Origin of the sequence: Synechococcus sp. MU1655, from assembly GCF_023630655.1 — a bacterium.
Taxonomy (GTDB): domain Bacteria; phylum Cyanobacteriota; class Cyanobacteriia; order PCC-6307; family Cyanobiaceae; genus Synechococcus_C.
Genome location: NZ_JAKUHK010000059.1, coordinates 1 through 8585 on the forward strand (window position 1 = coordinate 1; position 8585 = coordinate 8585).

Consider the following 8585-nt stretch of genomic DNA (forward strand, 5'->3'; position numbering starts at 1 on the left):
TCGGATGGAGACTTCCTAGCGGACGAAGCCGCCCAAGCGATCAAAGCGCAGAGCTCAAGCCATGCTCCCAAAAAAAGTGAGGCGGAGATCGAGGAAGAGCGTTCCAAGGTCACTGCAGGCTGAAGCAAGCCTCTCTACGAGGCATCAGGACTGAATGCAATCAAATTGCGCCAGTACTGATGCCTGATTTTTCAAAACACCAAGAAGATTAAGGCGATTACGGCGGACATCGAGGTTGTCCGCCATCACCATCACGCTGTCCGGGCCATCAAAAAAGGCCTCAAGAGCCTTAGCAGCACCCTGTAAACCTTCTGCAAGCTGGATGTAATTGCCTGATTGTGCGAGAGGCGACAGGTCGTCCAGCGATTGCAACAGCGAGGCTTCACTCGCTGATTCAAATAAATCGGGTTGAACAACCCCCGAAGCTGTGAGCTGATCGCTTCCGAGGTCTCCCTTTTCGGCCAGTTTGGCTGCACGTTGAACGACCGCTTGCACTGCCTGTAGGCGTTGATCGCGACGCAGCTGTTGGAGCAAGGCAAGACGTTCCCGAGCATCCACTGGATCACCGAGCAGACGCGCATCGCCAACGGCCTCGCCAGCCACGGCTTGAACCAAATCGGCGGGGAAACCATCCTCCTCAAACTGAGACACCATTCGCTGTCGCAGTAAAAGCGACAGATCTGCCACTAAGGCCTCCGGTTTCACTGCAAAAGAGGGAAAGAGTTCTGCCCAATACCGTGCTGCTTTCAACAAAAGGCTTGGCAAAGAAAGACGCCAACCACGATCCCAAAGGATCTGAACAATGCCATTTCCAGCCCGTCGCAAGGCATACGGATCGGATGAGCCACTGGGGCGATCGCCCTTGGCGTAGATGCTTAATAGCAATTCCAAGCGTTCCGCAAGGGCCAAAAGTGCTCCTGCATCACTGGAAGGAAGAGCATCTCCAGCACCACGAGGTTGATAGTGCTCAGCCACTGCCAGGGCAACCTGGCGATCTTCACCCTCCTCTAACAAGTATTTGCCGCCGATCAACCCCTGCAGCTCAGGGAACTCGCCCACCATCTGGCTCACCAAATCATGTTTGCAGAGGTGAGCGGCTCGCTTCGCATGGATCGCAATCTCTGAAGTGATGGAAAGGGATTCGATCAAACGCTCCGTCATCCAAGACATCCGCTCACAGCGATCACGCAGGCTGCCGAGCCCCTTCGCGAAAGTGACGCGATCTAGGGACTCTCGGCGTGCTTCGCTCGCACTTTTTCGATCGACATTGAGAAAAAATTCAGCATCAGCAAGGCGGGCCCCTAACACCCGTTCGTTGCCACGCACGATGGTTGCATCCGCACGATCGAGGCCATTGCTCACCAGCAAGAATTTTGAGAGCAGTCCGTCGCGAGCCTGAAGGGCCAAGGGATCGTGGTGTGCGTTCTCCCGTTTCAACGGGACATAACGCTGGTGGGACTGCATCACAGTGATAATCACTTCTGGTGGCAACTCGAGATAACAATCGGCAATCTCCCCACTCAGAACCCTGGGGGCTTCCACAAGATCAACCAATTCTTCGAAGAGAGCTTCAGGACAATCAACAGAGGCAGAACAAGCCTGAGCCTCGGAGTCCAAAACTGAGCGAATCAAGTGCTCACGCTGGGATCGATCCACCATCACACCAGCCTTCGCTAAGGCATCGCAATAATCATTTGCATGCTGGATTTCCACTGTGCTGTCGCGGAGACGATGGGATCGACTCAAACGACCGCTTGGAACCTGTGGTTTCGCAGCTGAAAGAGTCACTGGAATGAGCTCAGACCCATACAGCGAAACCAGCCAACGCACAGGACGACTGAAACGCTGATCACCATCGCCCCAGCGCATGAATCGCCTGCCTTGCAACCCATTGATCCAGGCAGGAATGCGCTCAATCAAAAGGGTTGTGGTGGCGTCACCTGGGGTGCAAACCCTGGCGAACAAACAAGCCCCCTTTGGAGTGTCACGCGATTGGAGTTCAGCAGGATCCACTCCGCATCGTTTAGCAAAACCCAAAGCAGCGGGACCGGGCTTGCCATCCACCAGAGCCTGCTTCACGGGAGGTCCCTTGCGTTCTTCTTCTAAATCTGGCTGTCGTTCAATCAACGACTCCACCACCACAGCAAGACGTCTAGGCGTCCCCAACACCCTGACTTGGCCATGACTTAAACGAAGGTCCTTCAGATCGGACACCACCAATTGCTCAAGCTGCTTCAGCGCCGAGAGCACAAACTCTGCTGGCAGTTCCTCGGTACCGATTTCAAGGAGGAATGTTGAGGACACGCCGTTTGGATATGTAGGAATTGACTGTATTGGAAGCCGCTTCGCTAGTTTCAAAAGACCTATCCCTTGAATCCGTGAACGAAGGTTTGACGACGACCTCAGGGACGCAAGATGCAGGTCTCGATCGGACGCTTGATGGCCCTTCTACACCTACAGAATCGATTGACACAGCTCTGTCGAAGGCTGAAAAGCGAAAGCTCTATAGCGGTCATCTTAGAGAACCTTTATTAACAGAGCTCAACAACGAAGAAATTCGCTTTAGTGAGGACGCAGTTCAGTTACTGAAGTTTCATGGGAGCTATCAACAGAATCATAGAGAATTAAGAAAAACCGACAAGATTAAGTGCTGGCAGATGATGCTTCGTCTGCGCAATCCAGGAGGACGAGTTCCTGCACAACTTTTTGCGGCTCTCGACGACCTTTCCAACCAATACGGAAACGGCACCCTACGCATCACAACACGCCAAGCCTTTCAAATGCATGGCATTCCGAAAGCAGACCTTAAAATAGTTATTGGAACAATCATAAAAAACCTTGGATCTACATTAGCTGCCTGTGGCGATATCAACAGGAATGTGATGGCACCAGCTGCACCCTTTGAAAACAATGGATACCCGGCTGCCAGACAACTTGCTGACAAAATAGCTGACTTACTAAGCCCAAAAGCAGCTGAAGGATCTTACTTAGACATGTGGGTTGATGGTGACCTTAGTTATCGATTTAAACCTGCGAAACCTGTCAAGCAAGCTCGCGAACGACAGTTTGAGCAAGGGGTCTTTTCCGGAAGCCAGGATGAACCGATTTATGGCGATACGTACCTCCCAAGAAAATTTAAAGTCGCCGTCACAGTTCCTGGAGACAACTCAGTTGACCTTCTGACACAAGACATAGGACTCGTTCTATTCACAAACAAAAATGGAGCCATGCGTGGATGCAATGTTTACGTTGGCGGGGGCTTAGGAAGAACGCATAACCAAGACGATACTTTTGCACGTATCGCTGATCCTTTAGGTTATGTCGACGCTGAAAATATTTACGACCTACTGCAATCAATAATGGCCCTACAGCGAGACCATGGGGACCGTGAGGTTAGAAAGCATGCTCGCATGAAATACCTGCTTCATAATCGTGGAATTCAGTGGTTTCGCGAAACCTTGATCAAGGATTACTTCAAAAGAGATATTAAAAGCTTGATCAAAGAATCACCTACTAAATTAATGGACTACCTGGGATGGAATCGTCAAAATCCAGGCCTATGGTTTGTGGGCCTCCCTTTCATGTGTGGCCGACTCGAAGGATCTGTGAAAGCAGGAATTCGCTCCATTGTTGAAAGATACCAATTAGAAATTCGACTCACTCCAAATCAAGATTTACTGCTTTGCAACATCGGCTCCAGTCAAAAATCATCTATCAAAAGGGAGCTTGCCGAATTAGGTTTTGAACTCCCAGCAGAGGTTGATCCTCTTGCCCGTCATGCCCTCGCTTGCCCAGCCTTACCCACCTGCGGACTGGCCGTTACCGAATCGGAACGCGTGCTTCCAGATGTTCTTGAAAGACTTAATTCCCAGCTCAATCATTTAGAGATCAAGAAATCCATCTTGGTCCGTATGACGGGATGTCCGAATGGTTGCGCTCGTCCTTACATGGCCGAGCTTGGTCTTGTCGGAAGCGGAGTCAACCAATATCAGCTCTGGCTTGGGGGCAGCGCCAATTTGCAGCGACTTGCTCGTCCGTTCCTACAGAAAATGCCTCTGGAAGACCTTGAAACAACCCTCGAACCCTTACTTCTGAGCTGGAAAGATGCTGGAGGCCGGCGTGGCTTTGGCGAACACATCACCAAACTTGGTGATGCCACCGTTCAAGAGATGCTCAAGGTTCCAGGCTGAATACATTTGGATCACGCCCATAAATGGCACGATCCTTATGAACGGTCCAAGCCCAAAGCTGATCGCCAAAACTGAAGTGCCACCACTCATTCGGGTGACGGACAAATCCCGCTTGAGTCATCACACGATGCAGCAAACATCGACGGCTATGAAATAAAGCAGCAGGCCCATCAGGATCATCCACCGCTGCATCAGCATGGTGAAGCGGGAGAGACTCGGGTCCAATCGCATCGATCTCCCCCCCCATATCCAAGGGCCTCCCCTGTGCATCAATGAGAGTGAGATCCACAGCAGCACCAGTGCTGTGGGGCGGCGGTTTTAACAAATCAGTACTGGGTGGAGCCCAAAAACGAGCCACCTCTGAGCGAATGTTTTCCAAGAGATGCAGCTGGTCTGAATCATCAGCATCAATGCCTTGGCGAGCACACTCCTGCTCAATGGCGTGGTTCACCATGAACGCTTGAACAGTCACTGGGCGCCAGGCATCGAAAATGCCTAGCCGAAGTGGTTGAAGTCCAGCCTCCGTCGAGAGGCCCTGGAGATGAACTTGAGCAGCGAGCAAACGGCTCCTCACTCCTTGGCGAAGACAAAAGGGGTCTGCTCCGTTTCCGTAAGGAGCACCTAAGGACACATAGGGGTGCGGCTCCATGCAGGTCAAAAGGGAACGCAGCGGTCGCAAAGATTCCCCGCAATCGTCAATCGTGACGGAATGCCATGGACGCTGCATGCTGAAATAACAGTGAAAACGCTGACAGCAGATTGCCAGTTTCTAGGGAACGACGCATCCCAGATGCGATGTCAATGCGTTGAATGGCTAATTGAGTTGCACAGCTGCGGCAGCCCGCTTGCGTTGCTGTTCCAACAACAAACGAATGTGCTCGAAAGACTTGAGGTCGGGATCCTCCTTCAGGATGCTCGCCGCTTCATCACGGGCTTCCTCCAAAACAGAGCCATCGTCCGCCAGGCTGGCGAGTGCCAAATCGGGCAAACCCGATTGCCGGGTACCAAGGACCTGACCAGGACCTCGAAAGCGAAGGTCCATCTCAGCAATCTCAAATCCATCATTGGATCGGACTAAAACTTCAAGGCGTTGTCTGGCTAAGGGATTACGGCTGTCATTCACAAGTAAGCAGTAAGAAGCGGCGGCTCCTCGGCCCACCCTTCCCCGTAACTGGTGCAACTGAGCCAAACCAAAACGATCGGCATGATCAATCACCATCACACTGGCTTCAGGAACATCCACCCCAACTTCCACCACGGTTGTAGACACCAAAATCTGAGTGGCTCCGCCGGCAAAATCAGCAATCACGGCCTGCTTCTCAGGACTAGCTAATCGGCCATGGAGCAGGCCCACGCTGAACTCTGGAAACACCTCCTCCGAGAGCTGACGATGCACATCAACCGCCGAGCGCAGGTCGACTTTTTCTGATTCCTCCACCAGGGGAAGCACCACATAACTGCGCTGCCCCTGAAGCACCTGTTCACGGATAAGTTCATAGGCCTCCTCACGCTCAGAGCTCTTCACAACCCTCGTACGAATCGGAGTGCGCCCCGGAGGCAGCTCATCGATTTGACTGACATCCAAATCACCATGGAGCGAAAGGGCCAAGGTTCGGGGAATCGGAGTGGCCGTCATCGTGAGCAAATGGGGTTGCAAGCCTTTGTCGAGAAGACGGTTGCGTTGACGCACTCCAAAACGATGTTGCTCATCGACCACCACGAGGCCCAGACGATCAAACGCGACTGGATCCTCCAAGAGGGCGTGTGTTCCCACAAGAATGCGCAAAGTACCACCAGAGAGATCACTCAAGATTTGCCGTCGGCTGCGACGCGGAGTTGACCCAGTGAGCAGTTCTACGTTGACGTTCAGTGGAGGCAACCAACAACAGAGACTGCGATAGTGCTGCGCCGCCAAAACCTCTGTTGGCGCCATCAAGGCTCCTTGCCAGCCAGCTTCCACGGCCTTCAGCAGTGCGGCAATTGCCACAACGGTTTTGCCGCTTCCCACATCCCCTTGCACGAGCCGCGCCATCGGTTCAGGGCGCTCGAGATCCTGTTCAATCTCAGACAACACCCGCTTCTGAGCACCCGTGAGTTCAAACGGAAGAAGAGACAGAAAACGACCGACCAATCCTTCACGCTCCACCCCCCTAAGGAGCACGGGTGCTGAACGCTGACGTAAGGCAGCTCTACGTTGCATCAAACTGAGCTGCAAAAGCAGGAATTCGTCAAACACCAAGCGATGACGCGCTTGCTGCAGTTGTTCACTATTGTCCGGTCGATGAATCGCAACCAGCGCTTGATCGCGCGACAACAAGCCTCGCGCGTCCCGGCGAGGCGGAGGCAGGGGGTCAGGCCAAAAGCGAACAGCAGGCAAAACCGTTTCTACCAAGCTTCGAAAACGATCGGCCGTGAGTCCTTCGGTGAGGGGGTACACCGGCAACAACCGGCCAATTTGGCGAGAACGTAAGGGGGCATTGGCGCTCTCCATCACCTCAATCAAGGGATCTTGAAAGCTGACGCCATAGGGCCCGCTTTTGACCAAACCACTCACAGCCACGGTGGCACCCACGGGATACTGACGGGTCTGACCATGGAGGTAGGAAGGATTGCTAAATCGTTTTCCTGCTAAAAAGCGAGTCACCTTGATGCGACCGGTGGGGTCTTGCAGCTGCAATTCAATAATCGAAAGATTGGGGTTTCGAGGACTGGTAAAACCATGAGATCGACGCACAGTGGCCACAATCGTTGCGGTTTCTCCAGCCTCCAAGGCTTCAATTCTGCGTAAGGCGGAGTAGTCGACGTAGTCCCTCGGATAGTGCTGGATCAGATCCCGAACGACAAGCAAACCCAGGCTTGCCAGACGTTCTGCCAACTTGGGACCAATGCCGCGAACCCTGGCAAGCGGTGACTCCAAATCGAACGTTAAAGCTGAGGAACCTGACCGACCGGGAGTGCCATGCGACGACGACACCTTGATCCGTGGTGGCGCGATTGGTGCCGATGGTTCCAGGCGAGCGCGTAAACCATGGAGCCACTGCCGGGTGCCAGTGACGAGACGACGTCGACCAGCATCACCAAGTTCGGGATACGAAGCAAAATCAGTGGCTAAAGACTGAAGACGGACCAAGCTGTCCTTCGGCAAAGTCACCGGGGGCGGCGTTGCCAATTGGCGGCTCAAAAAGGCATGAAAACGTTCATGGCGACCTTGAAGATCGAGAAATCCCCTATCAGCCTCTAAGGAGAGGGACTGCTGCAACGGGCGAAGCCAGGCAAGAAAACACTCCAAGCCCTGACGATCCAGTGCCGGGGTCAGTCCTGACCTGTCATCGGCGGATTGGGCCACCACTGACTGTGCACCTCCTGACTGGTAAGACGGCTCTGCCAATGCCGCTGCTGCTGCACCATTGTGAGCAAATTGCTGCGATGTTGGCGCAATCGGTACCGGCTATGCCGCAGTGAACCGTTGTCGTATTCAAGATCAGCAGGCCTCACCAAAATGCTGAGGATTTCCAACGGCTGGTCTTGAGAGGGAAGAGGCAACGGAAGCTTCAGCCGCAAAAGATTCGAGGGAGAGGGAAGCGCCTGCAACTGTCCAGCGATCGCAGCATCAAGAAGCGTGGTGGGGAGCAGGCTGCTAACCAGACCTGCTCGCAACAGCTCAACATTGAGAGCGTGGGACAAATTTCGAATCCTGCGGCTCAAGGCGGCCTCCTGTCCATCGAACCAGTTCACCAACTCCACTGGCATCGAGGGGAGCAATTCAGCATCAGACTGATCCTCTGGCACAACGGAGGCACCCAAGGCAGAAGCATCGGATTCAAGACGGGCTGGCTCGCCAGCCGGGTCAGCCTGCTGCATCGCCTCACCAGCCATCAAAAACAGGGAGCGCAAGAGATCAAAGTCAGCCGACGTGCCTTCAGCAGCAGCCTCAGAATCGATCGGATCCTGAACAGGCTGCTGGAGTTCATCAATAGGCTCAGTGGATGGCGGATCAACGTCCCCTTCCAAGCGAGGAAGCAATCCCTCCAGAAGATCAGGATGCTCAATGGGTGGGCTAAGGCTTAACTCAATCCCGCTATGGCTGGTCTCTGGTTGGGCACTCTCAACATCAGCCTGAAGAGACTGGCTCACCTCGAGCTGGGCCTGTTGGCGATACTCCAATGCTTCTTTCTGAAGGCGCCTGGACAGATCCATGAGCTGCTCAACAGTCAGCAGACTGGAGCAGCGTTGGACTAGTCCATCAAAGGTCTGCTGAAGTTCAGACTGTTGATCCGCGGATAGTCGCGACAGTCGTTGACCCCGTTCACACAAGAGATGTCCAACGGCAGTGCGGACGCTCGGCAACAAGAGGTTGCGCAGAAGTTGCAAATAAAGCGCTTGCTCTCGATACAG

The 8585-nt window shown here is 53.6% G+C and carries 5 protein-coding genes; 1 reads left to right on the forward strand and 4 read right to left on the reverse strand.

The genetic code is table 11. The features are described from left to right. Positions 1 to 144: 144 nt before the first annotated feature. Positions 145 to 2304, reverse strand: a complete 2160-nt coding sequence (gene glyS, locus NCN04_RS04490) for a glycine--tRNA ligase subunit beta (RefSeq protein ID WP_250395299.1) — start codon at positions 2302 to 2304, stop codon at positions 145 to 147. Between the two features lie 161 nt (positions 2305 to 2465). Here glyS and NCN04_RS04495 point away from each other — a divergent pair, with 161 nt between their 5' ends. After that, positions 2466 to 4190: an NADPH-dependent assimilatory sulfite reductase hemoprotein subunit gene (locus NCN04_RS04495; protein WP_250395303.1), complete on the forward strand. Its 1725-nt coding sequence runs from the start codon at positions 2466 to 2468 to the stop codon at positions 4188 to 4190. Here NCN04_RS04495 and NCN04_RS04500 read toward each other — a convergent pair. The 3 genes from NCN04_RS04500 to NCN04_RS04510 form a co-directional block, all read right to left on the reverse strand. Beyond that, complete coding sequence (locus NCN04_RS04500; protein ID WP_250395300.1) at positions 4174 to 4917, reverse strand: M15 family metallopeptidase; 744 nt, start codon at positions 4915 to 4917, stop codon at positions 4174 to 4176. The two genes, NCN04_RS04495 and NCN04_RS04500, sit on opposite strands and share 17 nt — an antisense overlap. Positions 4918 to 5004: 87 nt before the next feature. After that, positions 5005 to 7539: an ATP-dependent DNA helicase RecG gene (gene recG / locus NCN04_RS04505; RefSeq protein ID WP_250395301.1), complete on the reverse strand. Its 2535-nt coding sequence runs from the start codon at positions 7537 to 7539 to the stop codon at positions 5005 to 5007. Next, positions 7503 to 8585: hypothetical protein (locus NCN04_RS04510; protein ID WP_250395302.1), on the reverse strand; the 1083-nt coding region annotated here is incomplete at its 5' end. The genes NCN04_RS04510 and recG, both read right to left, overlap by 37 nt.

What these genes read in the sequence shown, in the direction of transcription:
- NCN04_RS04500 (WP_250395300.1), bottom strand. Translation starts at nt 4,917, where the DNA reads ATGCAGCGTCCATGGCATTCCGTCACGATTGACGATTGCGGGGAATCT.